The following is a 23346-nucleotide window of genomic DNA, read 5'->3' as shown; positions in this document are numbered from 1 at the left end:
CAATAATTTTTAAGGAGGTAAAGTTCATGGAAGATAATAAAAAATCAATTCTCGCTTTTATAGTGTTATTTCTAGGTTTAGTGTTCATTGTTGGAGGGATGGTTTATAGTTTGTGGGGACCATTTTAAATTCATTGGTGAACAATTGCCACCTAGGCAATTCAGTCATAAACTGTTTTCCATTTTTTATTAGTTAATGGACTTTATATATCATTTCAGAAATAAAGGAGAACATTTATAATGAATTATATGCTGTTTAAGGTTATAAATCGTCTTGCTGGACGAGGAACTACTATGGATGCGATAATGGTTTTTCTTTCACAAAAGACGCGTTATCTATACCTTTTCATATTAATATTTATGTGGTTTAGAAACAATTTCTACAAAAAAATTATTTTGTATGCAGGAATTTCAGCAGGAGTTACTTTATTTATAAACCGTATCATCCAACTTTTTTATTTTAAACCTCGTCCTTTTATTTTCCATCGAATTCGTTTGCTTATCCCATCAAAGAGTAATTCCTCATTTCCAAGTAAACATACTGCCTTAGCTTTTGCTGTAGCGACTTCCGTTTTACTTCGTGAACGTTTAATTGGCTCTATTATGTGGTTATTAGCAGTTTTGACAGGTTTTTCACGTATTTGGGTAGGACATCATTATCCATTTGACATAATCGGGAGTGCTGTTATAGGTAGTCTAACAAGTGTGATTATTGATAAGAATACATATACATTTCAGTCTCTTATTACTTGGATTATAAATATATATTCATCGTTCACAAAATTATTTAAATGAAAAAAAGAGAAAAATCCCCTATGTCATTCTTGGGAATTGTACCAAATAAAAAGAGAAGGCACAAATTGAAAATCTCTTTTGGAATTTTAAAAAATCTAGTAAGGATTGACTAGGATAACTAAAAACAAGTACATGCTAGGGAGTGCTAGTATATACTTGTTTTTAGTTTTTAGGAACTGTGTGAACAATAAAGAATTTAATTAATGGTAATGTTATTCATAAATTAGCATTAAAGGAATGGATTGTTGATGAATATTTTTTTTGAAAGCATAATTTTAATTGTTACGGGTATCCTCGCCTTAAAATTAACCGGAAGTAAATCAATTAATCAGATGACAAGAGCTGAAATTATTATCGTTGTCTCTATTGGGCGTATTATTGTAGAACCAGTGCTAAGTAGAAAAGTAGGACCGTCTATCCTTGCTGCTTGTATATTTTCAGGTGTTTTATTTATTATTCATTATGTAGAAATGAAATCAAGAGAGATGGAACAATTTTTAAATGGTAATAGCATTGTTATTGTTGAAAATGGAGAAATTTTGAAAAATAATTTGAGACGTACGAAAATGACAGAACAGCAACTGCTGATGTATTTAAGAGAACAAGGAATTCATGATATTAAAACATTACAACAAGCAACGGCAGAACCGAACGGTCGCGTTGGTTATCAACTAACAGCTGGAGCACAACCAGTTACTTGCGAAATGTTAGAAAAGATATTGCACCAATACAACCTGAAAAAATAGTTAATATGGAGATATATTAACTATTTTTTGTTGTTTTAGGGAGTTTAGCAATACGTTATGAAATCTTTTTAATCCAATCAACATGTCTTTTTCATTTAACATAGAATAACTAATTCGTAAATAGTTATATTTTGATTCATGATTCAAAAAACAAGCCGTTCCTGGTAGAAAAGAAACGTTCGCTTCATTCGCTTTTTTAAGTAACATAAAAGCATTGATTGAATCTGGAAGTGTAATCCATAAATTAAAACCACCTAGAGGTTTTTGAAAATGAATTTCTCCTGTTAGAGAAGTTAATATTTCTAGTGTTGTATCGCGTCTTAGTTGTAATGCGGTGCGTAATTTTTCTAAATGATTTTTCATTCTTTCTGCTCGTAAAAATGGAAGAAGTGCCTTTTGTGTTAGTAACGGACTTCCTATATCCATCGAAGCTTTCACAGCATATAACCATTCAAAAATAGGTCCTTCTACAGCTAATGCTGCAATACGAAGGCCTGGCGCTAATGTTTTACTGAATCCTTTTAAATATATAACGTGACCATTTGTATCAAAGGTTTTAAGTGGAGGTGGAATTATAACTTCATCAAAATATATTTCCCCAAAAGAATCATCTTCAATTATAAAAAAATGATACAGTTCTGCTAGTTCTACAAGTTCATTTCTCCTTTGGCTACTCATTATAGTACCTGTAGGGTTTTGAAAAGTAGGATTCACATATACTAAAACGGGTCTCTGTTTTTGACAAACTTCATCGATTAAATCAGAGCGAATTCCTTGTTCATCAAGCTCAATTGGTATGATTTTAACCCCTTTGTTTATAAATACATCAATTGCTGCACCGTAGCACGGGCTCTCTATTATAACTGTATCACCTGGTTGTAACAATGTTTGAGCGATTAAATCAATTCCTTGCTGGGCGCCACTTGTAATTAATAAATTAGAAGGATCTACAGCTAGTCTTTGATAATCTTTTAAGTATCTTGCAATTTCTATTCGAAGCTCTTCATCTCCTTGAACTGGTCCATAAGTTGCTAATATCATTTGATCTTTGTCTATTATTTTTTGCATTTCATCCGAAAGAAATGGATTAGGTAAAAGACGAGGATAAAGAATGGCCTGTGAAAAATCATAATATTTCCTATGTTGATTCATTACATATTGAGATCGCATGACATTGATTGATTTCGTATGTTGCCAATCATACGGCGTAGGCTGATGCTTCCGATGTTCATGTTTATGTATATACACACCTTTTCCTTGTTTAATTTGTACATAACCTTTTGTTTCCAGCTGTTTATAGGCTTTACGAACGGTTAATATACTTATTTTCAAATCATCTGCTATAGTACGTAAAGAAGGTAAGGAATCACTATGTAATAACATTCCACTTTGAATCCGCTCAACAACTTGCATATAAATTTGTTGATAGAATGGTATATTAGACTCTTTGCGTAGTACAATTTTCATGATCTCACCTGAGTTTCTTTTTAATTTAATTAAACCTAAAAACATATGTAGGAGCAACTATAGATTTATCCAACTGTTATATACGTTGATATACTGTTATACACTGTTTCCTCTATACTCATCTTAAAAATCAAAAGGAGGAAACATAATGGTCATTTTTAATTATATTTTAATTTGTATGATTTTCGGCACAACATTTTTAACGATAAAAATTGGGATTGAAGCGGGGGCACCACCATTATTCTCGGCGGGAATCCGTTTCTTTTTAGCGGGTGTTATTCTAATCATCATATTTACCTTAAAACGGAAAGGTATTATACCATATCTACTTTCAAAACGAATTATATATGCTGGTTTTTGTTTAACCTTTATGACATTTGCAACATTATATTGGGCTGAACAGTATATTTCTTCGGGTTTAGCAGCTGTTCTTTCTGCAACAGGGCCAATGATGATTTTGTTATTACAATCGAAGAGAAATAAAACAAAACTACAACGGGAGCAATTTCTCGCTCTAATCATAGCGCTTATTGGAGTTGTTTGTATCTCCTTACCAGGGATGCACCAACAACTCACTTTTATATGGAGTATCGCTTGCCTTGTCATATTAGTCGGCGAATTATTTTATGGCATAGGTTCCATCCATTCAAAAGAAATACTTTCAGATCTGCTAAAAGTATCGCCGTTTCTCATTAACGGAATCCAAATGTTTTACGGTGGACTTTTTCTTCTGATTAGTTCTATTTTTATAGAACAGCCAAATCTCGATATATTAACATCTTGGAGTGTACAATGGCCCATTCTATATCTTATCTTTGTAGGGTCAATTGGTGGGCATGGTTTATATTATTGGCTCTTGTCAAAGACCAATCCAGTATTCCCATCAACTTGGCTGTATGTATCTCCATTAATTGCTGTTATTACAGGATACGTATTTTTAGGGGAACCAATTAATCCAGTAATGGGAATCGGAGCGTGTCTCATCTTGATGGGTGTATTTTTAGCAAATCGCTCTACACTTGGAGTGTACTTTAAACAGGGGAGATTATTGAAAAAAGAAATGTAACATAATTGTATTTCAGTTGTGAAATAGAAGAATAAAATAGTGTGTTTATGACAATGGAATTGATATGTAATTAAATGTTTTTTTATATGTATACTGTTGTTTTTCAAAGTTACATAAATAAAAACCCTCTCATATAGAAAACGAGAGGGTTTCATTATGCCTAATTTGTATGTAAAAATATTAGTTTATTTTCTTTATAAACCCTTTATAGTGACGCTTCACAAGCTGGCTTTCTAGTGTTTTCATTGTTTCTAACGCTACCCCTACAATGATGAGTAAACTTGTACCACCAATTTGAGCAGAAGGTGGTAAAGTAGCCACTTTCGTAAATACAATTGGTAAAATTGAAATAGCACCTAAGAAAATTGCACCAATAAACGTTAAGCGATACAAAATTTTTGTTACATATTTCTCTGTCGATTTCCCTGGTCGAATACCTGGAACGTAGCCATTTTGCTTTTTCAAGTTTTCGGCCATTTGTTCAGGATTTACTTGAACAAATGCATAGAAGTATGTGAAAGCAATAATGAGTCCAACGTAAAGGATCATTCCAACTGGATGTGTAAAGTCCAGATTTGTACTTAACCATTTAGATATATCAGAGTTAGGGAATAACTGCGCAATGGTCCGTGGTGTCATTAGAAATGCAGAAGCAAAAATAACAGGAATTACACCCGCACTGTTTACTTTAAGCGGTAAATGTGTATTTTTTGCCCCTTGATATTGATTATTCCCTGAAACAGCTTTTGCATATTGAATAGGTATTTTACGAATTGCCTGTTGGATGTAAATAACACCAACAACGATCGCTAAAATAATGAGTCCAATCAATACTACTTTTACAATATGCATAAAGAGTTGATCTCCAGCATTTTGAAATTGTTGTAAATAAATTTGATTTACGACATTTGGAATCGCTGCAACAAGTCCTGCAAAGATAAGCATTGAAATTCCGTTACCTACGCCGTTTGCAGTAATTTGTTCACCTAACCAAAGTAAAAATGCAGTACCGGCAGTTAGCACTGTAGCGATAAATAAATACGTAGTCCATCCTGGATTAGAAATTAGTTGCCCGCCTGCTATATTGTTAAAGCCAATAGACATTCCAATGGCTTGAATAAATGCGAGAATGATTGTAAAGTATCGGGTAAACTGAGCTGATTTTTTACGGCCCATTTCCCCTTGCTTTGCCCACTCTGTAAATTTAGGTACAACATCCATCTGTAACAACTGTATAATAATGGAGGCTGTAATATATGGTGTGATACCTACAGCAAAGATTGAGAAGTGTTGTAAGGCTCCTCCGCCAAATACATTAAGCATACCTAAAACATTGGCTTGATCTTGTACTTTTAATACCTCTGCGTTAGTATGAGGAACTGGTATAAACGTGCCAATTCGAAAAACAATTAACATCGCAAGTGTAAAAAAGATTTTCCTTCTTATCTCAGCTACTCTCATAAAGTTTGAAATCGTACGAAACATCGTGTCGCCTCCTGTATTTTTTAGCAGTTATCTAAAAAGAAAACTGTTTTTTTATATCCTGATGAACGAACTACAAGCCTCCTTCCGTGTAGAATTCATTTGACAAATGGATTTTCATACATTTTGTAGTGTTGTTATGGATATAAAAAATACAAACGTTTTTATAAGCGATAGATTTATTTTCGTAATCATTCAATAACCATAATATAACTAATAAATAAAAAAATGTACATAGATACGCATGAAAAATGAATGAAAAGGGTAATTCTTTACATTGTTATATGAAGAGTTGATTACATAAGTTTGTAATTGTTATCTTATAAGTAGAGAATTATCTACAATTGATAGCAGTCAAGTTGTGGCTATAGCGTGGGATTAAGTTTTAATAGGAAGTGTGTTTACTCCAAGTGATATTCATACACCTTTATGGTTATGGAATCAGTATTTCCGGACCTTGTTGTTCAAAACACATTAAAATAAAATGAAAAAGAAGTAGATGCTGGTGTTTCAAACATCGGTATCTACTTCTTTTTATTAAAAATCAGGAATTTTGTACCGGTACAGTTATTGTAAATGAACATTGTTGATGCTCTTCATAGCTTTTAAAATTAGCATATAATACATTCACTCTAAATATTGAAGGGGTGCTTTATATGACAGAGTTACAAGATCAGTTTTTTGCAAGGTTAAACCTAAAGAAATAACAGACTGTGAGATTTGAGGACTTGAACAAAATAATTAGCGCAATTGCGTATGAAATTCCGTTTGAGAATTTAGATATCGTAACAGGTAATACGAAAGAAATTTCTAAAGAGAATTTACAAAAGAAAATACTAATGAGTTCCCGAGGTGGGCTTTGCTATGAAATGAATTCTATTCTATATTACTTATTAAAAGATTGTGGATTCGATGTGAAGTTGGCATTAGGCACAGTTTATAAAAGTGATTTAAATGTATGGGCTCTTGAAGAAGGCCATATTACAATCATTTTAAATTATGATTCAGTATCGTATTTAGCTGATGTAGGAATTGCTTCACTTGTACCTCTCACACTTGTACCGTTTACTGGTGAGATTGTTACTTCAAAAAATGGCGAATATCGTGTTAGGAGAAAAGATACAGATAAAGGAACTTATATTTTAGAAAGACGAGACACTCATTCGTGGCATGACCCACACGAAAAGATAGAATGGAAAGTATGTCATGCTTTTCGTACGGATCCTATTGATGAAACAACTTTAAATGAAGTTCAAAGAAAAGTCATAGAAGATGAGAATTCTAGTTTTAATAAAGGGCCGATTGCAGTAAAACTTACGCATTCTGGATATGTCTCTTTGACGAAAGATAGTTTGACTCAAGTAATGAATGGCCAAAAAAGGAAAAGTGTAATTACAGAGAATTACTATAGGAAGCTCTTACATGATATATTTAACATTGAAATGTAAACCCTACCTTTGCATTCAAAATAGAAATAATATGATCCTTAATGTAAAAGCGTCATGGTAAATAAATGAAAAACCAAACTATTTATTTGAAAAACGAATTAAATAAATGGTTTGGTTTGCACAGCAAGGTCATTCTCTTTTATGGTAATATAGGTACGATAAAAGTAACAATGAATAAAAAAGGAGTCTACTATGTCAGTTATCGATAAATTGAACCTTAGTAAATATAGTAATATGGTAGTGATTAATCAACCAAGCGATTATGCCCTTTTTACTGAACACGCAATTAAGTTATCTAAAGATCATGATGCTATTTTCATTTTTGTAGAAACAATTGATGAGATGGTGAAGTACACGCAACTTATTATTAATAAGCAAATATTACTCGAAAAAGGTTATTTATTTTTCGCTTATCCGAAAAAAGGTAGCACTCGTTATGAAACTTTTATTCACAGAGATGAAATATTTCCAGCAATGAACGTTGGAGAAGATGGATATGTAGGTAATAGTGATATTAAGTTCGCACGGATGGTAAGTATGGATGATGTCTTTACTGTCGTTGGTTTGAAACGCGAAAAAAAGAAAGTTAAAAAGACATCTGCTGCTAGTCAATGTGTTTCTGATTATGTAGAGAATATTAAAGATGTAGAAGCATTATTAGCTAATCACCCAAATGAACTTCAGTTTTATCAAAGTTTAACACCAGGCTATCAAAAAGATTGGGCACGCCACATATTCTCAGCAAAACAGCAACAGACACGTGAAAAGCGTGCGCAGCAAATGGTTGAAATCCTTTCACAAGGTTATAAATCAATTGATTTATTCCACAGAAAGAAGAAATAAAGAAGATTTAATAGTAAAACTAGGATATTCAAAAAGAGTGGAATTTTTTTAAAGTGTAGTTATAGGTACCGTAAGTCTAATTTTAAGATATAAAACATATTCTTGACCTCATCAAGAATATGTTTTTTTATGAACTTCCGTTTTCGATATCAAAATACATAATGATGACACAATTAATAGAAGAGAAAAGTTGAAAAAACATCTCCTTCAAGTATACTGAATATGATTCGGAATTTATGAGAGTGGCTTTTTACAGCACATAAAATGTGTAGAGCTCTCGTGCAGTAAATAGAATATAAAAGAATGAATAAGAAAAGGTGTTTGAAATGAAATCGTATATTGTAGTTGGAGCTGGAATTTTAGGGGCGTCTACTGCTTATCATCTCGCTAAAGAGGGAGCTCGTGTTACTTTGGTTGATCGCCAGGATTTAGGACAAGCAACGGATGCAGCAGCAGGAATTGTATGTCCATGGCTTTCACAACGGCGTAACAAAGCTTGGTATAAAATCGCGAAAGGTGGAGCGAAATATTACGCTTCTTTAATCCAGCAATTAGAAGAAGATGGTGAAATAGATACAGGTTATAATCGAGTAGGTGCTATTAGCTTACATACAGATGATAAAAAGTTAGATCAAATGGAGGAGCGAGCATATAAACGACGTGAGGATGCTCCTGAAATTGGCGAAATCACTCGTCTATCACCAGAGGAAACAAAAAAATTATTCCCGCCGTTATCGGAAGAATATGGAGCTGTGCATATAAGCGGTGCTGCTCGGGTAAATGGACGAGCACTTCGTCAATCTCTTGTAAATGCTGCGAAAAAACATGGTGCTCCCTTTATAAAGGGAGATGCTGTTTTAATTCATGAAAACAATTATGTTAAAGGTGTTCATGTAAATGGTGAAACAGTAACGGCAGATCAAGTAATTGTTACTGCAGGAGCATGGGCAAATGAGTTGTTAAAACCTCTTGGTGTTAACTTTCTTGTGACTTTCCAAAAAGCACAAATTGTTCATTTACATATGCCGAATACGAATACTGAAAATTGGCCAGTTGTTATGCCGCCAAACGATCAATATATTTTAACTTTTGAAGATGGCCGTGTAGTTGTAGGTGCAACACATGAAAATGATACTGGTCTTGATTATCGTGTTACAGCTGGTGGTTTGCATGAAGTATTTGATAAAGCGTTGTCTGTGGCACCAGGGTTAGAAAATAGTACGATGCTGGAAACAAGAGTTGGTTTTAGACCATTTACACCAGGTTTTCTTCCAGTCATTGGTCCGTTACCTAATTTTAAAGGTATACTAGTTGCGAACGGCCTAGGTGCTTCTGGATTAACAGCAGGTCCATACTTAGGTTCAGAACTTGCAAAACTTGCTCTTGACCAACCGATAGAATTGGATTTAAGTCATTATGATGTAGCTGGTGCACTTGAATAGTGATTAGATCTAGAAACAAAAAAAGATTAGGAATAGCTACCTAATCTTTTTTTGTTTCTTTTTATATTTGCAGAGGGAATTTTGAGCATTTTGGAGAAAAGCTATATTGATTGTAAATTTGAAATAGATAGCATGAAAATTATAAATCAATTACACATACAATTTTAGAGGATTAAGGAGTTGCCTTAAGTGTATAACGTTGAAATAAGAAGACCAATCATTGGTGATTATGAAGAGTTACATCAATTGTTTCATACAGTCATTATAGATACGTTTGCTGGAGAAGGTTTATCGGAGTTGGCTGGCGATATAGAAAATGAAATTGAAACTAAAAAACAGTACTTGAAATGTGACTTTGATAGCGATGGGAAAAATCGATATTTTTTGATCGCTGTAGACAAACATTGTAATAAAATTATCGGCACAATTGAATTTGGGCCATCTAGTAAACTGATTAATAATTGCACAGATGGCGCATTAAAAGACTTATATGAGATAGGGACTGTATTTATACTCCCGAATTACCAAAGACGCGGCATAGGTAATTTGCTTTTAAATGCGATTTTTCTTACCTTATTGGATAAAGGAATAAAAGAATTCTGTTTGGATAGCGGATATACTAACGCACAAAAAATATGGAAGAAAAAATTTGGAGAGCCTAACTTTTTGTTAAAGGATTATTGGGGCGAGGCGTATGATCATATGATTTGGAGAAAATGCATAAATGATATACCTATAATATTTAGTAGATAATGAAAGTTGTTTTAGCAAATCGATTGTATAAATTTAATTAAATTACATTTATAATCAACACGCATAGCTTTTTTTTCATACTTATGCTATTATTTACCTTTACTATAAAAGAGGACGTGAAGTAACTTGATTAAAATTGATTTACCTGCAGTTGATGTTTCTATAACAGAAAGAAAACAAGTAATAAAAGGCGATGAGCCAAGAATCACTCCAATTCATGGATTCATTGATTTCCACCTGTTTCCAAGAGATAAAGGCGGCATTTTTATGTTTTATAACATTAATGATGAACTTCTTTTTGTTGGGAAAGCACGTAAAATAAGACAACGCATTAAAAAACACTTTGAAGACAATGTTTCACCAATTCAAGCACATCGCGATGAAGTATACCGCATTGATGCATGTATTGTAGAAGATCCAATGGAAAGAGAAATTTACGAAACATATATTATTAATGCGTTTCAAGCGAAGTATAATGTTGATAAGGTATTTTATAAATAAAATAAGAGTAATTTAAAACATGATCTTAGTATTATATTAAGGTCATGTTTTTTTATTTAATAAAAAACATTTGATCCCCTTAGACTATTCGACAAAATATAACAATGCAAAAAATTGTTTTTTGCTATGATAAATAGGAAATTTATATATTGTGTTTATTGGGGGATAAAAAAGGATGTTGAAAAAATTTACTACATGTATTTTGGGTGGCGCTTTAGTATTTAACTTATCTGGGTGTGGAAGTACATCTGACAAAACTTCTTCTGAATCTAAAGAAACCACTTCTAAGCAAGAAGAAAAGAATGTGAAAACAAACGATACAACGAAAGGGAATACAGATTCGAAAAACACGGAACAAACAAAAGAAAAGACAAAAATAAAAGAAAAAGAGTATTCATTAAACAAAACTTTTAATACGCCAAAATTTGATGTAACTGTGAAAAGAGTTGTAGAAAGAGATAAGGTTGGTAAAGAAAGTATAGGGATCCAAGAGCCTGAAAATGGACATGTCTTTATTGTTATAGAGGTTGAAGGGAAAAATATCACAAACGAACCGATGAAATTAGCAGTTTTGCCATCAGTTGATTTAGTGGATGAAAATGATAATGCTTACCAAAGTGATGTGTGGGCAACTAGTAGTTATGAGGTTGAAAAAGGCGAGACCTCTACTATTAGTAAGGAATTAAAACCTGGTGATGTAAAGAGAGGAAATAAAGTTTATGTGATTAATAAAGAAAAGTTTGATACAGGTAAATGGTATGTTCTTGTTAATCATGAACATAAAGAACAAATTAAATAAAGTTTATGTTAAGAGGGTATATACCCTCTTTTTTTGTTGTTTGGAAAAGTCCTTAAATCTTGAATTCCTTTACCTTTCTTTTCTTTCATAACAGGTAAAAACAAACATATACTGGTACAAGCAAACAAGAAAGGAGACAATCATGAACTGGTTAGAAGCTTTTATATTAGGAATTATTCAGGGATTAACGGAATTTTTACCTATAAGCAGTACTGGACACTTGTATTTAGGAAGACATTTGTTCCATTTAGATGAAGCTGGGCTTTTTTTAGACACGATGCTGCATATTGGTACCCTGTTAGCGGTGTTTATTTATTATAAAAAAGAGTTTATCTATTTAATTAAAAATCCACTTTCAAAGCTTACATTTTTACTCATTGTTGGAACAATCCCAGCAGTTATAATTGGCTTATTATTTAAAGATTTCTTTGAAGAGATTTCAAAAACGGGTGTAACAATCGGATGGGAGTTTTTAGTGACAGGTTTGTTTTTATATATGGTAGAGAAACAAAAAAATGGACGTAAGAAAATGGATGACATTACATATCAAGATGCTTTTATTATTGGTTCGTTTCAAGCGTTTGCTATTTTTCCAGCAATCTCTCGTTCTGGTATGACGATTGTCGCAGCACTTTGGAGAAAATTAGATCGTGAAACAGCTGCATATTTTTCGTTTTTGTTATCTACTCCCGCTATTGTTGGAGCAATCATTTTACAGTCTGTAGACGTATTTCAAGGGAAAGCTGAAAGCATTTCAAGTACATCGTTAATCGTTGGCACCTTATCTGCTGCATTTTTTGGATATATTGCAGTATCTTGGATGATTCAATATTTAAAGCAGCATTCTCTTAAAGTATTTGCATATTATGTTTGGGCTCTAGGCATTATCATTTTAACTTTACAGTTCACTGGCGTATTTTAAGGAGAACGACCTTGAAAAAATACAGTCATGCAATAATCTTATTTTATGCTGAGTCTTGCTGGTGAACGTTATTAGATAAACAATGCTATTTTTAGCGGAATTACATGTTGATTCTTTGCTTAAATAGTACTTGTAATTAAGGTGAAAGACGAATAAATGTTGATAAAAAAATCCTGTTGCGCAATTTTATAGCAGGATTTTTTATTTTATGATTCTATTAATATGTCAGAAGAATAAAGAGGGAAATGAAAAATTTATTTTAGCATCATGAAAGTAGCGGAAATATCTTGCGGGAGGTAAAAAATGTTAGGAAAAGCAATCGTTATTGGTGGAAGTATAGCTGGGAAACTAGCAGCAAAAGCTTTATCTGATTATTTTCAAGAAGTAATAATTTTAGAAGCAGGCGAAGAATGGAATGAAAAAAGGCCTAGAAAAAGAGTACCTCAAAGCCATCATCCTCATGTGTTATTAAAAGGTGGTGAAGTAGCAATTGAGAAATTATTCCCGGCAATTATGAATCAATTAAAAGAAGATGGTGGTATCGAAAATAATTTTACTGGGGATTTGAAATGGCATCATTTTGGTTTATGGAAACAACCATTTATCGGAGAGTTGAATGCGGTTCAACAAAGTCGTCCTATGCTTGAGTGGCACATACAAAAAAGAATGAGTGAAGTAACTAATATTACAACAAAATATGAAACAATGGTTGAACAGTTGATAATAGATCGGCAGCATAACAAAATCTCTGGAGTAAAAGTGCGATGCGTGAAGACCGGAAATAAAGAAAATTTCCACGCAGAACTAGTTGTGGATGCAAGTGGATTTGGTTCGAAAACTATAGAATGGTTAGAAACACATGACATAGAAGTAAAAGAAGAAAAAGTATGGATTCAATTATTTTACGCGACTAGGGTATTCCGTCTAAAAAAGAATGAATATCCTGATTGGTGTAATTTACTTATTTCTCCTAGCTTTCCCGAAAATCCTTATGGCGCCTTTATTCAAACCATTGAAGACAATCGATATTTCGTGACTTTTAGCGGATACGCCAATGAAAATGCACCAAAAACAGATGAAGAATTTCTTGCATTTGCTCATAAGTTACCTGCACCAGATGTCATTCATTTTCTTGAACAAGCAGAGCCAATTACAGATATAAAAATACATAAGATTCCATACCAAATTCGTCGTCGATTCGATTTAGTGAAAAATATGCCAGAAGGATTTTTAGTAATTGGAGATGCTCACTGTCGCTTTGATCCAGTTTTTGGACAAGGAATTTCTGTCGCTGCTATGGAAGCTGAAGAATTACAAATGTGTTTAAAGAAGGGGAAAGTGCTAGAGAAAGATTTTACGCGTGACTTTTATAAGCGAATTTCAAAAATTATTGCAACGCCGTGGGAAATGGTTACTACAGAAGCTTTCCGTCACCCTAAGATAAAAGGAGAAAAGCCTTTTATACAACCATTTCAACAATGGTATACGAAAAAAATATACCAACTTTCCGCGAGTAATACAGACGTTTACATTCGTTTAGTTAGGGTCATGAACTTTATGCGTAGTCCCCTACATCTTCTTCATCCTAAGGTATGGCTTGCTATTTTTACAACTCGAAAAAATAAAGGAGGTTAATCTCATTACAAGCAGTAGGATTTTAACTATTAAATGGAGAATTTATAATAGATAATTGATTAAAAAGGAATGAGTCATGAATGGAAATATACATAGAAAAATTAAAGAAACAAGATGCAGAAGAATTGTTTGCTTTTGAGAGTTATAATAGAAATTTTTTTGAAAAGATGGTACCGAGTCGTGGTGATGATTACTATGTTTATGAGACGTTTCAATCTAAACATGATGAATTGTTAAAGGAACAAAAAGAAGGCACTTCCTACTTTTATCTCATACGGAATATGGAAAAAACAATTGTAGGTCGAATAAACTTAGTAGACATAGAGAAATATAGACAATTAGGATATCTTGGTTATCGTGTAGGAGAAGATTTTATTGGAAATGGAATTGCAACTAAGGCCGTCCAATTACTCTTAATTCAAGCAGCAAACCATCAGATTATCGAAATTCATGCAAAGACAACAAATAATAACATTGCTTCACAACTAGTATTAGAAAAAAGCGGCTTTTCACGTACGGCAATTGATAAAAAAGGTATAGAGTTAAATGGTCAAGAGATTAATTTCATTCATTACGTTTGGAAACATACTAAAGTATTATAAAAGAAATTTTAAAACAAAAGGGGAACAATACAATGCAGGACTTACGTTATCCAATTGGGAAGTTTACTTATGAAGGAAATATTACGGAGGAAATGGTAGAAAAGTGGATTCAAGAAATTGAAAATCTCCCTGCAAAACTAACAAAAGCAATTAACGGTTTAGATAAAGAACAGCTAGATACACCTTATCGAAAGGGTGGATGGACAGTACGGCAAGTTGTTCATCATGTTGTCGATAGTCATATGAATAGTTATATTCGTTTTAAGTTAGCTCTTACAGAAAATAACCCGACAATTAAACCATATATGGAAGAGAAATGGGCAGAGCTCCCTGATTCAAAATTACCTGTAGATGTTTCCCTTATATTATTAGATTCATTACATAAAAGATGGGTAAATGTATTAAGCTCTTTAGAGCAGACAGATCTTGAAAAAACTTTTAATCATCCTGAATCAGGTGAAACAAAACTGGAGGTAGCAATTGGATTATATGCATGGCACGGTCGACATCATACTGCACATATCACTTCTTTACGGGAGCGATTAGGGTGGTAAATGTTATGGAAATAACACTAGAAAGAGCAATAAGTTTTGATGCGGAATATATTTTCAATATTCAAGTACAAGTATTTAAACCCTTATTAGAAAAATATAAGGACTATAAAACGAATCCTGCTAATGAAACAATTGATAAAGTAATTACAAGAATAAACAATCCTAATGGTGGATTTTATAAAATATTAGTTAATCATACTCTTGCGGGGGCTATTTGTATATTTTGGAAAGAAAAGACAACGGAATTTTGGATAAGCCCTATGTTTATCCTGCCTATTTATCAAGGGAAAGGGGTAGCCCAGGAAGTACTCGTTTTAATAGAGAAGATGTTCCCACAAGCAACTAGTTGGGAATTAGCTACCATTTTAGAAGAAGAACGTAATTGTTATCTGTATGAAAAAGTGGGCTACATTCAGACGGGGTTAAGAAAGAAGTTGAATGATAATACAACACTTGTTTATTATAAGAAAATATTATAAAAATAGGTTTTAAAAGGATAGATACAACAGAGTATATCTGTATTATCTATCCCTTTATTTTGGTCCTATATAATACAATGCTGCGAAGTTTTTTGTATTTTTAAAACAAAGCAATGCATGTTGTTCCAAAAAACACGGGGTTATAACTTTTGTTTTTGTATAAAAATGCAAAGGTGTTATTTTGTTGTATATTTTACTAATGCTTTTTGAACGCTTAAAATACTGTCATCACTTTTAAATTCCTTTGTAATCGGTTCATGCATACTAGATACCCAAATTTTAAGTTCTGCATCTAAATCAAAATGACCTGCTGTTTCAATGCTAAATTGTGTAATGCTTTTATATGGAATAGAATGATATTCTGTTTTCTTACCAGTTACTCCTTGTTTATCTACTAAAATCATTCGTCGATTTGTAAATACAATTAAATCTCGAATCAATTTATACGCATACTCAACTTGTTCATCATCAAGCATAATCTTCTGTAAGTCACGCTCAACATTTTCTGTACTCGTATCAGATGCATTTCGGAAAATACCACTAAATAAACCCATATAAAATTCCTCCTTTATGATCTGTGGAATGAGTTTCTTTTATTGTATCATGTTATAGACTAAGAGATTCTTACAATGCAGCAAGAGCTTTTTTAAGCAAATGCAATGAATTTATTGATACTTCATCATAATATCTTGTGCTAAAATATAAGTGTTTAGAAAATCAAGAAACAAATATAGAGGGATTATAAATGAAAAATATCGGTTTAGTATTAGAAGGCGGAGGCATGAAAGGGTTATATACAGCAGGGGTACTTGAGTACTTTATGGAAAATGATTTGTTTTTCCCATATGTAGTTGGAGTATCGGCAGGAGCATGCATGGGTGCAACTTATTTATCGCGTCAAAAAGGAAGGAATAAAAAAGTAAATACAGAGTTAGTATCTGATCATCGTTATATATCTTATCGAAACTTAATACGAAAAAGAGAATTGTTTGGTATGGACTTTCTTTTTGATGAAGTGCCTAATAAAATTGTACCATTTGACTTTCAAACTTTTTTATATGCAAATGAGCAATTTGTAATCGGCACAACAGATTGCGAGACAGGACAAGCTGTTTATTATAATAAGCAAGAGCATGGGAATGATATATTGAAAATTATTCGCGCATCAAGTTCTGTTCCATTTATTGCTCCAGCTGTGGACTATGATGGTAAAAAACTTTTAGATGGGGGAATCATTGATCCTATCCCTGTTCGAAAGGCACAAATAGATGGATTTCAAAAAAACATTGTTATTATGACAAAGCCAAAAGGATATGAGAAAAAGCGTAATAAGTTTTCACCAATGGCAAAATATTTATATAGACGATATCCGAAAGTCTCTAAGCTTTTAGTAGATCATTATCGGTTTTATAATGAGAGCATTTCATACATGTCTTCAGATGAACAAAAAGAAAACTTTTTTGTAATTCAACCAAGCATGCAGCTTCCTGTTAGTGGGATTGAAAGAAATAAGGACAAGCTTGTTAATTTATATAATCTTGGGTATCAGGATGCAAAGAATCAGTATGAGCAGTTATTAGAATGGATAGAGAAATAATAACTATAGGGGTGAACAGTGGATACTAGGCAACAGTACGTAAATTATCACTTTACTATCTTGATAAATAAGAATGTAAACACACAGACTATATTGTTTGTGTGTTTTTGTTCATAAAATATACAACATTAGTACCCTGTTTATATAGGGATTTATTTACAAAAAAAGAAGTACTAATATACTGCGGTGGAGGAGGGAAAAGGAATGAAGTCAATACTAAGCCCCAAAATAACAGAGCTTACAGATCAATTAAGCAATGGAGATACACGAGCTTTTCATACATTTTTAGATGAACTCAAAGCAAATGAGACGCCACTTATAGAAACTTGTCCAATGAATAATCAGTATCATCTTATTACTTACATATGGCTAGGCGATAAAGACACAGAAAATATTTATGTATTTGGTAGTTATCCTGGTTGGGATCTTCATTCTAATCGACTAGAACGGCTTTCAGACACGAATTTATGGTACAAAACATTTAGAACGAACAAAAAGTTTATTTCTACCTATCACTTTTCAGTTAATGATTATTTTGAACAAAATTGGATAGCGCGTAGTGAACAGTATCAGTTAGATCCATTTAACAGTCATATATTCGGAGAAGGAACAGATAGAGCAGCTGTTTTAGAAATAGGAATGGAAATGCAGTACGATAAAAGATTTCCTAAAAATTATAATCCTCAGGGAAAAGTTGAAACATATTCTTTTTACAGTTCTGTTTTAGGCAATACACGAAAGATATATATTTACACACCTCATGATTATTCTCTTACATCAAGCCTTCAAAATCTTATCCTCACATTTGATGGAAACTCATTTATGCAAAATCTTTCAGCACCAGCAACACTCAATCATCTCATTCATAAACAAGAAATACCTTCGTGTATTGTTGTTGGAATTGAACACGTAGATCGATTAAATGAGCTTACTTATAACGACAAGATGAATGCATTTTTAATAGAAGAGCTACTTCCTTGGATTCAAACAAAATATCATGTATATAAGGATCCGGCGCATGCAACAATTGCTGGTTTAAGTTTAGGTGGCCTAGCGGCGTTTTATGCAGCACTTCAGAATCCTCATGTTTTCGGAAATGTGCTGTCATTGTCAGGTTCTGTACATTGGAAAAAGGACGGGTATGAAGAAAAACTTCCTTGGATGGAGAAACAATTTTTATCAATTAGTAATACGCTGAGCTTACGTATGTATATGGCAGCTGGAACTCTTGAGAACGAACCGCTGTTACAAGCCAATAGGAGCCTGTATAAGACGCTTAGAGAAAAAGAATACCAAATTACCTATAGTGAGTTTCAAGGCGGTCACGACGAGATTTGGTGGCGAGAGCAACTTGCTGAAGGTTTATTAGCATTAAATAATTCAAGATCGTTATCTTAAAAAGAAATGAGGAGGTAAAATATGAATCAAAAGCATTTAGATAAAGAGTTAAAAAAACAAGAGATTTTAGTAAAGGATGAGAAGGTTTGGGATTTCACGTATGAAGATCATATTAGTTCTATCGTTAAGCGGGCAGAAAAATCAGGAGCTTTTGATGACCTACCTGGCAAGGGGAAACCACTTAATATTGATAAAAGTCTTTCGTATAATCCTGAAAAACAACTTTATAAAACATTGAAAGATAATCATGTTTTACCTAGGTGGATTGAGCTTTCGAAAGAAATTGATTATTTAAAGGAAAAGCTGAAAGAGATTATAGATTCTAAAGAAGCAGCAAAGCTAGTTCGGACTATTAATAAAAAAGTTTTGGAACATAACCTTTTGTGCCCAGCATCTGCACAAAAAATGAGAGTGAAAACGGATTTTTAGTATTTTTCAATAAGCCTATTTCTTGTTATATAATTAAAATAGGCTTATTTCATATATTATGCAAAGGAGGAGTAGAGGGTGACAAATACATACCATTTACAAATACCAAGGCAGCTAGAACAGTATAGAGGCATTCTGGAAGAAAGCGCAAAACCCTATATAAAAATTACAGGAGAACTAGGTGAAACAACTTTATTTGAAAGTAAATTTGGTGGGTATCCGTATGTACCTATTCATCATGAGCATCCAAAGGATTCGAATATTATTTATCATGCAGAATTAACGCAAGATGAAACTCGAATTGTAACGGATTTTAGCTACTTAAATGCTATTGATTCAGAGAATTTTATTGTACCTAGAGCAGCAAAGTTAAGGTTTGAAGCAGGTTATCAACCTGTAACACTAGGAGATTATCGATTTGAAGAGTTTTTTAGAGATGCAATTCATTTAGAAGAAATCGATGACGATAGCGTAGAAATGGAATTTCATAGATTGTACAATAAACGCTTTGAAAGCCAAGGGCATAAAAGTGGAGGATATCCATTCTTTACACAAACGGATCCAAGAGAATGGGAAGAAACCTATCAAGAACATAACATCTTATTGCTACAAATCGATACAGATGATTCTCTAGGAATTATGTGGGGAGATTGCGGCATTGCTAACTTTTTTATACGAAAAGAAGATCTACTAAACCTAAACTTTTCAAATGTACTTTATAATTGGGATTGCTGTTAAGTCTAAAAACACCTTTAATATAGCGGAAAATAGGGAAGAGGGGTTGAAGTATTTCGCTATATCTGTGTGAATTACCGGTTATAGCAAGAATCTTAGTGTGAAATCACAATTTTAAAACTTATGTACGTAGTTACATGAATAAAAAGTCAATATAATTTACAAAAAGAAATATAAACCAATATAAAAATTCTTCCTAAAAAATAGGGGGAATTTTTATAGGAATAGTATCGGGTTATGTTAACTAAGATAAAAAATACAACGCAATAAACAACTTGTTATAGATAAACCCTAAATTTAACCATATTAAGAAAATAAGATGTAATTATAAGGAAATGTATAATAGATGATGAAAAACTTAAATGCGCACGCGGAAACAATGTAATAACAAAAAAATTTTTAACGAATTACGTAATAAATTTTTGTTCATCAATGTTTTTGTATGTTGTAAACTCAGCAAAATTTTTATTCTAAAAATGCTGTAGAGAAATTTAATCCTAAATTTACTATAAAATCTATAAAAATTTAAATAAGTAATATGTAAAGCCGATTTCATCAAAAATATCCGTTTCATCTCATTTTGTATAGTATACTTGTGTTTAGAGACAGGGAAACACTTCTTCTGTATAACTACCTATAATATATATTATGTTAACTGTTAAAATGAAAATAACTTACTTTTTGTTTCATTCCCCCTTTTTTGCTATTATTTAACGAAAAAAAGATTAGTGTTAGAATGCAGCATTCACACTAATCTTTAAACGGAATTTTAATTTGAATGTATTTGTTCAAAGTGATTTTTGAATTCTAAATCATTTTTTAACCAGCTTTTAAATGTCGCTTTGCTCATATTAAGATATTCGCAAGACTTATTTATACAATTGTGTTGCTTATATTGTATGAGAAAATCATTTTTCCTTTGAGCAACTGCTGTTTTTGTTCTTTTTAATTTTCTATCATGTAAAAGTTTAATTGTTTTTCGACCGCTGAGGATTACACGAAAATGCGTTTTTTTATTTATAAAGTTTGGTTTGAGATTTTGTTCTTGTAAGGTTTGGATTAAAGAATTCACATAGCCATCTCCATCAAAATATCCCTTAATAAAATGATGCAGATACTCTTTTGGGACAAATGGGAATTGTAAATCATATGATTTACAAGGCATGATTCCGTGTAAGTCCATGAGATCGTTTTTCATGATTTTGCTATTTAGATTCAACATATAAACGCCAGTATTCTTGTTTTGGTATAACGGCTGGTTTGAATTGAGTTCTATTTTTATATCTTCTAAGATTCTGGAGTCTTTTTGAGAAATGCTTACAGTTTGATTATCTTTTGTAATGACACCATCTGCAATGAAAAACCCTAAAATATATGCCATATTATTAGACCAATGTTTAAAGTAATCTTCATTTAAATTATATTTTCGTTTCCAACTCCCTCTTGCTCTTCTTTCAACCTTGTTATCTGCTAAGATCATACGAATATATCTAGGAGAAACATTAGCTAATTTCGCAATATTTGATGTGCTCTCCCCTTCTAAATAAAGTTTAATCATTTCTGCTTTTTTCAGTGTGCATTTAGACTTCTTTTTACTCCTTTCAAAGATATAAATTAAGTGCTACGCCCCTTCCTCTATATCATATAAAAGAACGAACGTTCTATCTATTATCTACCGAAATCAATCGTAGCGTTTTTATTCAATATAAACCTGATATCCTCCCTTCTTTCTGCTGCTATCTGCTCTTCCTGTACTTTACATTTGTTCTATTTTTGTGACAGCTATGTAGCATTTTTCCTAGAGTTCTCTTCCGACGGTTCTTTTTACACCGTTTAATTTATAGAATTTTTAAATTTAATAGAATTATCACCCTTTTCTTTTTGATTTATATAAACTCCATCCTTTAGTATAAATATATAAATCTAATTGTTCCTATTTTGTTTAAATGAATCCTAGCTGATTAGATTTATGTGATAAGGTTTATAAAAATTTAGGAGGGGTATGTGTGTTTTCGAAATGGAAAAAAGGATTTGTAACTACTTTATTTGCATTAACAACGTTTTCGACAATCGTATCTGCTGAAGAATTACCTGCAGATCAACAAAAATGGCAGAAATGGGTTGGTGAACATGCGGTCAAATTGCAGGAACCAACTGCTAGTTCTAATGAGGATTTGTCATTTTTAAAGCAAACCTTACAAGATAAACGTATTGTCTTACTAGGTGAGTCTACTCATGGTTCAACAGAAATGAATCAATTAAAGGTTCGAATGATTAAGTATTTACATGAAGAAATGGGTTATGATGTACTTGCGTTTGAATCAGGATTTGCGGAAGCGAATTCCGTATATCAAAACTTAGATGATTTAACAGCTGAGCAAGCCATGAAAAAATCTATTTTTGGCAATTGGTTCACAAAAGATGTAGAAGAATTATTTCAATACATAAAAGAACAAAAAGAAAAAGGAACGCCCCTTATTTTAACAGGGTTTGACATACAAATACCGTGGAATGCTTCTACTGCTACATTTGCAACTTCTGCAAATGAATGGATTGGAAAATTAAATCCGGAAATAGGAAAACAACTTGTAGAAACAGAAGAAGAAATTGTGAAATACCGTTCCGTTTCTACTTATGAAGAATTTCAAACAATGCAGTCCTCCCTTTTACGTAAATATGAAAAAGTAAAAGAATTTATCCAACAGCATTCGAATGATTTAAAACAAGTAGCGCCTAAAGCATCATATGATGTAAATCTTCTGGAAAAATCAGTTAGCATTCGAATCGGTACGCTTAAAACATATATTCCAACTGAAGTGAAAGGAATTTTCATATTACTCACGCGATCAAAAAATGGGAAAAAATTTAGCGTGGTTAAGTGAAATACAATTTAAGAACAATAAAATAATTGTGTGGGGACATAATTATCATATACGAAAACAGAACGCTAAAATGTTAAAAGCAGATCCTTATCCAATTCCATTTCCAAATATGATGGATGTTATGCCAAAATACTTGAAAGATCAAATGTATTCTGTGGGATTATATGCGTATAGCGGGAGCAGTTTAGGTTCGAATAACAATGGCCCTTTTCCTGTAAATGAAAAACATGCAGCTAATAGTATCGAAGAAATTTTGAAATCTGCGCAACATCCGCATTTAAAAGGTGAAGAAAATCGTCCTGAAACCTCTTGGATGTATATGCCAATTATCGGACTGCATTGGGGACAAAAGGAAGAAATCATGATTCCTAACCAACAATATGATGGTATTCTATGGTTAGAGCATATTACACCTTCTCAGATTAAATAAAATAAAAAGCGCACCAAGAAAATGGATGGTGCGCTTTTTATTTTATATGGTCACTAGAAGATATATTTTTCTTTAACCAATCTTCTTTATGAAGGATATAGTGATTTTCTATAAAGCTCTTCTCCCTCCTTTTATGTCTTAGGATGTTAAACAAATCATTCATGTATAGCAAACACGCATAACTATTTTAACTATCGTATGTAAATTATACACTTTTTATTTTATCTAAAACTTATTTTATGAAATTATTAGTTTAAATGTATTCTGCTTAAAATGAACAAGAAAAGACACCTTATATAGGTGTCTAAGAATCTTATGTATCATACAAATCAAATGGAATTA

Annotated in this window: 22 protein-coding genes and 1 pseudogene; 19 read left to right on the top strand and 4 right to left on the bottom strand. The window is 32.4% G+C overall.

What is annotated here, in order from left to right; genetic code table 11:
* The first annotated feature begins 239 nt into the window (after positions 1-239).
* Positions 240-794, top strand: coding sequence for an undecaprenyl-diphosphatase (locus JDS96_RS11660; protein ID WP_003197858.1), 555 nt, complete (start codon positions 240-242; stop codon positions 792-794).
* A gap of 248 nt (positions 795-1042) precedes the next feature.
* A complete protein-coding gene (locus JDS96_RS11655) occupies positions 1043-1540 on the top strand; it encodes a DUF421 domain-containing protein (protein ID WP_199666884.1) in 498 nt (165 codons plus the stop codon).
* Here the strand turns inward: JDS96_RS11655 and pdxR are convergent, their stop codons facing one another.
* The gene (gene pdxR / locus JDS96_RS11650; protein WP_199666882.1) at positions 1541-3007 is read right to left on the bottom strand and encodes a MocR-like pyridoxine biosynthesis transcription factor PdxR; all 1467 of its coding nucleotides are present in this window, start codon (positions 3005-3007) and stop codon (positions 1541-1543) included. It lies immediately after the preceding gene.
* Positions 3008-3155: 148 nt separating this feature from the next.
* Between pdxR and JDS96_RS11645 the strand changes: the two genes are divergently transcribed.
* Positions 3156-4073, top strand: coding sequence for a DMT family transporter (locus tag JDS96_RS11645; protein ID WP_199666880.1), 918 nt, complete (start codon positions 3156-3158; stop codon positions 4071-4073).
* Between the two features lie 180 nt (positions 4074-4253).
* Here the strand turns inward: JDS96_RS11645 and secY are convergent, their stop codons facing one another.
* Positions 4254-5558 carry a preprotein translocase subunit SecY gene (gene secY / locus JDS96_RS11640; protein ID WP_199666878.1) on the bottom strand — a complete coding sequence of 435 codons (1305 nt, stop codon included), beginning with the start codon at positions 5556-5558 and terminating at the stop codon, positions 4254-4256.
* A gap of 710 nt (positions 5559-6268) precedes the next feature.
* On the opposite strand from secY, the gene JDS96_RS11635 reads away from it, so the two are divergent.
* The 11 genes from JDS96_RS11635 (at position 6269) to JDS96_RS11585 (ending at position 15533) form a co-directional block, all read left to right on the top strand.
* Entirely contained in the window at positions 6269-7003 is a 735-nt protein-coding gene (locus JDS96_RS11635; protein ID WP_307838176.1) for an arylamine N-acetyltransferase family protein, read from the top strand.
* Positions 7004-7195: 192 nt separating this feature from the next.
* Positions 7196-7846 (top strand): YdeI/OmpD-associated family protein, encoded by a 651-nt coding sequence (locus JDS96_RS11630; protein ID WP_199666876.1) that lies wholly within the window; start codon positions 7196-7198, stop codon positions 7844-7846.
* 326 nt (positions 7847-8172) lie between these two features.
* On the top strand, positions 8173-9288 hold the full coding sequence (locus JDS96_RS11625) for an NAD(P)/FAD-dependent oxidoreductase (protein ID WP_199666874.1): 1116 nt from the start codon (positions 8173-8175) through the stop codon (positions 9286-9288).
* 189 nt (positions 9289-9477) lie between these two features.
* Positions 9478-10041: a GNAT family N-acetyltransferase gene (locus JDS96_RS11620; RefSeq protein WP_199666873.1), complete on the top strand. Its 564-nt coding sequence runs from the start codon at positions 9478-9480 to the stop codon at positions 10039-10041.
* A 126-nt stretch (positions 10042-10167) separates the two neighbouring features.
* Positions 10168-10542: a nucleotide excision repair endonuclease gene (locus tag JDS96_RS11615; protein WP_199666871.1), complete on the top strand. Its 375-nt coding sequence runs from the start codon at positions 10168-10170 to the stop codon at positions 10540-10542.
* Positions 10543-10717: 175 nt separating this feature from the next.
* On the top strand, positions 10718-11341 hold the full coding sequence (locus JDS96_RS11610; RefSeq protein WP_018765940.1) for a DUF4352 domain-containing protein: 624 nt from the start codon (positions 10718-10720) through the stop codon (positions 11339-11341).
* A gap of 142 nt (positions 11342-11483) precedes the next feature.
* Complete coding sequence (locus JDS96_RS11605) at positions 11484-12263, top strand: undecaprenyl-diphosphate phosphatase (RefSeq protein WP_033797613.1); 780 nt, start codon at positions 11484-11486, stop codon at positions 12261-12263.
* A gap of 303 nt (positions 12264-12566) precedes the next feature.
* On the top strand, positions 12567-13898 hold the full coding sequence (locus tag JDS96_RS11600) for an NAD(P)/FAD-dependent oxidoreductase (protein ID WP_199666869.1): 1332 nt from the start codon (positions 12567-12569) through the stop codon (positions 13896-13898).
* Between the two features lie 80 nt (positions 13899-13978).
* Positions 13979-14500, top strand: coding sequence for a GNAT family N-acetyltransferase (locus tag JDS96_RS11595; protein ID WP_199666867.1), 522 nt, complete (start codon positions 13979-13981; stop codon positions 14498-14500).
* 32 nt (positions 14501-14532) lie between these two features.
* A complete protein-coding gene (locus JDS96_RS11590; RefSeq protein WP_199666865.1) occupies positions 14533-15054 on the top strand; it encodes a YfiT family bacillithiol transferase in 522 nt (173 codons plus the stop codon).
* Positions 14994-15533 (top strand): GNAT family N-acetyltransferase, encoded by a 540-nt coding sequence (locus tag JDS96_RS11585; RefSeq protein ID WP_199666857.1) that lies wholly within the window; start codon positions 14994-14996, stop codon positions 15531-15533. The genes JDS96_RS11590 and JDS96_RS11585 overlap by 61 nt, the downstream gene beginning before the upstream one ends.
* 176 nt (positions 15534-15709) lie before the next feature.
* Here JDS96_RS11585 and JDS96_RS11580 read toward each other — a convergent pair whose 3' ends face one another.
* Entirely contained in the window at positions 15710-16087 is a 378-nt protein-coding gene (locus JDS96_RS11580) for a PH domain-containing protein (RefSeq protein ID WP_199666855.1), read from the bottom strand.
* 191 nt (positions 16088-16278) lie between these two features.
* Between JDS96_RS11580 and JDS96_RS11575 the strand changes: the two genes are divergently transcribed.
* The 4 genes from JDS96_RS11575 to JDS96_RS11565 all read left to right on the top strand — a co-directional run bounded on the left by JDS96_RS11575 (position 16279) and on the right by JDS96_RS11565 (position 19695).
* The gene (locus JDS96_RS11575) at positions 16279-17130 is read left to right on the top strand and encodes a patatin-like phospholipase family protein (RefSeq protein WP_199666854.1); all 852 of its coding nucleotides are present in this window, start codon (positions 16279-16281) and stop codon (positions 17128-17130) included.
* Positions 17131-17334: 204 nt separating this feature from the next.
* Positions 17335-18528: an alpha/beta hydrolase gene (locus JDS96_RS11570; RefSeq protein ID WP_242479895.1), complete on the top strand. Its 1194-nt coding sequence runs from the start codon at positions 17335-17337 to the stop codon at positions 18526-18528.
* 21 nt (positions 18529-18549) lie between these two features.
* The gene (locus tag JDS96_RS32015) at positions 18550-18957 is read left to right on the top strand and encodes a DnaJ family domain-containing protein (protein ID WP_242479894.1); all 408 of its coding nucleotides are present in this window, start codon (positions 18550-18552) and stop codon (positions 18955-18957) included.
* A gap of 78 nt (positions 18958-19035) precedes the next feature.
* The gene (locus tag JDS96_RS11565) at positions 19036-19695 is read left to right on the top strand and encodes a YwqG family protein (RefSeq protein WP_199666852.1); all 660 of its coding nucleotides are present in this window, start codon (positions 19036-19038) and stop codon (positions 19693-19695) included.
* Between the two features lie 766 nt (positions 19696-20461).
* On the opposite strand, the gene JDS96_RS11560 is transcribed toward JDS96_RS11565, so the two are convergent.
* Positions 20462-21250, bottom strand: a complete 789-nt coding sequence (locus tag JDS96_RS11560) for an LAGLIDADG family homing endonuclease (protein WP_199666850.1) — start codon at positions 21248-21250, stop codon at positions 20462-20464.
* Positions 21251-21698: 448 nt separating this feature from the next.
* On the opposite strand from JDS96_RS11560, the pseudogene JDS96_RS11555 reads away from it, so the two are divergent.
* A pseudogene (locus JDS96_RS11555) lies at positions 21699-23004 on the top strand (erythromycin esterase family protein).
* Positions 23005-23346: the final 342 nt, after the last annotated feature.

Origin of the sequence: Bacillus cereus group sp. N21, from assembly GCF_016483395.1 — a bacterium.
In the GTDB taxonomy this organism is placed as follows: Bacteria; Bacillota; Bacilli; order Bacillales; family Bacillaceae_G; genus Bacillus_A; species Bacillus_A pseudomycoides.
Note: the sequence above shows the minus strand (reverse complement) of the source record. Positions and strands in the feature narration are given on the sequence as shown.

Excerpts from the sequence above, each read along its gene's own strand:
- JDS96_RS11605 (WP_033797613.1), top strand. The coding sequence starts at position 11,484 with ATGAACTGGTTAGAAGCTTTTATATTAGGAATTATTCAGGGATTAACG.
- JDS96_RS11590 (WP_199666865.1), top strand. The coding sequence starts at position 14,533 with ATGCAGGACTTACGTTATCCAATTGGGAAGTTTACTTATGAAGGAAAT.
- JDS96_RS11585 (WP_199666857.1), top strand. The coding sequence starts at position 14,994 with ATGGCACGGTCGACATCATACTGCACATATCACTTCTTTACGGGAGCG.
- JDS96_RS32015 (WP_242479894.1), top strand. The coding sequence starts at position 18,550 with ATGAATCAAAAGCATTTAGATAAAGAGTTAAAAAAACAAGAGATTTTA.
- JDS96_RS11575 (WP_199666854.1), top strand. The coding sequence starts at position 16,279 with ATGAAAAATATCGGTTTAGTATTAGAAGGCGGAGGCATGAAAGGGTTA.
- JDS96_RS11600 (WP_199666869.1), top strand. The coding sequence starts at position 12,567 with ATGTTAGGAAAAGCAATCGTTATTGGTGGAAGTATAGCTGGGAAACTA.
- JDS96_RS11625 (WP_199666874.1), top strand. The coding sequence starts at position 8,173 with ATGAAATCGTATATTGTAGTTGGAGCTGGAATTTTAGGGGCGTCTACT.
- JDS96_RS11645 (WP_199666880.1), top strand. The coding sequence starts at position 3,156 with ATGGTCATTTTTAATTATATTTTAATTTGTATGATTTTCGGCACAACA.
- JDS96_RS11580 (WP_199666855.1), bottom strand. The coding sequence starts at position 16,087 with ATGGGTTTATTTAGTGGTATTTTCCGAAATGCATCTGATACGAGTACA.
- JDS96_RS11595 (WP_199666867.1), top strand. The coding sequence starts at position 13,979 with ATGGAAATATACATAGAAAAATTAAAGAAACAAGATGCAGAAGAATTG.
- JDS96_RS11655 (WP_199666884.1), top strand. The coding sequence starts at position 1,043 with ATGAATATTTTTTTTGAAAGCATAATTTTAATTGTTACGGGTATCCTC.
- JDS96_RS11610 (WP_018765940.1), top strand. The coding sequence starts at position 10,718 with ATGTTGAAAAAATTTACTACATGTATTTTGGGTGGCGCTTTAGTATTT.
- pdxR (WP_199666882.1), bottom strand. The coding sequence starts at position 3,007 with ATGAAAATTGTACTACGCAAAGAGTCTAATATACCATTCTATCAACAA.
- JDS96_RS11630 (WP_199666876.1), top strand. The coding sequence starts at position 7,196 with ATGTCAGTTATCGATAAATTGAACCTTAGTAAATATAGTAATATGGTA.
- JDS96_RS11660 (WP_003197858.1), top strand. The coding sequence starts at position 240 with ATGAATTATATGCTGTTTAAGGTTATAAATCGTCTTGCTGGACGAGGA.
- JDS96_RS11570 (WP_242479895.1), top strand. The coding sequence starts at position 17,335 with ATGAAGTCAATACTAAGCCCCAAAATAACAGAGCTTACAGATCAATTA.
- JDS96_RS11560 (WP_199666850.1), bottom strand. The coding sequence starts at position 21,250 with ATGATTAAACTTTATTTAGAAGGGGAGAGCACATCAAATATTGCGAAA.
- secY (WP_199666878.1), bottom strand. The coding sequence starts at position 5,558 with ATGTTTCGTACGATTTCAAACTTTATGAGAGTAGCTGAGATAAGAAGG.